The sequence below is a fragment of the Polaromonas sp. P3_C2 genome (assembly GCF_056402675.1).
Map to the genome: position 1 here is coordinate 1 of NZ_JBFUGX010000807.1, position 1,662 is coordinate 1,662.

Annotated in this window: 2 protein-coding genes and 1 pseudogene; 2 read left to right on the forward strand and 1 reads right to left on the reverse strand. The window is 57.2% G+C overall.

Annotated elements, in window-relative coordinates; all coding sequences use genetic code 11:
• A pseudogene (locus AC1DWI_RS22190) lies at nt 1–490 on the forward strand (MFS transporter); the annotation flags it as partial.
• 345 nt (nt 491–835) lie between these two features.
• On the opposite strand, the gene AC1DWI_RS22195 reads toward AC1DWI_RS22190, so the two are convergent.
• Entirely contained in the window at nt 836–1,054 is a 219-nt protein-coding gene (locus AC1DWI_RS22195; RefSeq protein ID WP_477671610.1) for a phage integrase N-terminal SAM-like domain-containing protein, read from the reverse strand.
• Nucleotides 1,055–1,200: 146 nt separating this feature from the next.
• On the opposite strand from AC1DWI_RS22195, the gene AC1DWI_RS22200 reads away from it, so the two are divergent.
• Entirely contained in the window at nt 1,201–1,659 is a 459-nt protein-coding gene (locus AC1DWI_RS22200) for a hypothetical protein (protein ID WP_477671611.1), read from the forward strand.
• Nucleotides 1,660–1,662: the final 3 nt, after the last annotated feature.

The following is a 1,662-nucleotide window of genomic DNA, read 5'->3' on the forward strand; positions in this document are numbered from 1 at the left end:
CAACTTCAACACCCAGGCCGACTTCCGCACCATCATGATCCCGACCATCATCCAGGGCGTGGCCATGGCCTTCTTCTTCATCCCCCTGGTCACCATCACGCTGTCGGGCATTTCGCCCGACAAGATTCCCGCGGCCTCCGGCCTGTCGAACTTCGTGCGCATCACGGCCGGCTCCTTCGGCACCTCGATTGCCACCACCATCTGGCAAGACCGCGCCGCCATGCACCACGCGCAGATCAGCGAATACGTGAACCAGGGCAGCACCGCCACCAACAGCGCCCTCACGGGCCTCGCCGGTGCCGGCCTCACGCCCGACCAGGCCCTGGGCACCATCAACCGCCTGGTCGACCAGCAGGCCTACATGCTGGCCGCCAACGACGTGTTTTATGCCTCCTCGCTGATCTTCCTGCTGCTGATTCCGCTGGTGTTTTTGACGCGGCATACCAAGGCGGGAGCGGGGAGTGCGGACGCCGCTGCGGGCGCGCACTGAGGCCTCTGCGTGGGGTTGGAACGAGGGCGGCGCTTTGTGCACCGCTTTTTTTTGCTATTAAATCAGTAGCTGCTTGCGCCTGTCTGCATTGGTCTACAGGCCTGTTTCGTATCTAAAAAGCAGCCCCCAAGTGCTCAAAAGCAAGGGGTTTTGGCGCTGCCACACTTTGCAAAGGCCCGCAGCCTCCTCCAAAGCTAATTTGGGCCTCTTTTTAGGTATTAAAATGGGCTGAAGCCCAAACGGAATATGCGCGAGAAGCTATCAAATCAATAGCGTTTCAGGCGAGCAGGGCGTCCAGCGGGCTGGCGGTGCCGCCAGCGGCAACCTTCCGCACATGGGCGTAAATCATCGAGGTGCAAGGCGCAAACGGATATGGGCTCTACCTTGTGTTCCGATGTCGCGCGGATGCGTCATGTGGCCGTTGCGGCCATGCCATCGGACAAAAAAACGGACCCAATACAGGTAAGTTTTCTCAGTGCCAAGGCCATAGTGCAAATACCGAACCCGCTCCCGGACCTGATCCAGCAAGCGGGCAGACTGCAGTGGAGGATTGCGGGGTTTCACAGAATTTTTATGCCTGTATGAATTTACAGTATATTTCTTCGAGGCCCAGCATGCAAGCGGCTTACAGAGGGTTTTTATGTCCAAATTAGATTGCAACCGCCAGGTTATACGGCAGGTTTTGCGGCATACATTACGTTAGGCGCCTCATGAAGGTCAAAGCTCTYGCAGCCTTTCAGGCATCCTTCCCCATCGATTCAGAATACGACCATCCAGATGGTTGTTATCTCGCCCGAAAGATCGAGCAACACTTGCGAACCTTCCTTCCGATCGTGGAAGAATTCGACAACTGGCGCGACTGTGGTTGGTACGTTCCGTGTACGGTAGAAGGCAGTCGGGTTTGGGTATGCTTTGCGCGCTACTTTGAAGGTGAAGCATGGCAGCTCTTCATCGAACCAATTGGCCTGCCTAGCTTTGTCGGCAGGCTGTTCGGCAAGCGTCCACCTCCGCGTACCGCCGCCATTCAGCGGCTTGCTATCGAAGTTGATCGCGTACTTAAGAATGAACCCACAGTTTCAGAGGTCACGTGGGCAATCAATAACGATCCGCGGCGTGGTGGAGCGTCCAGCCCTGCCTCTCTACCTTGGCCTATCGATGCCGGCGCCTAACCC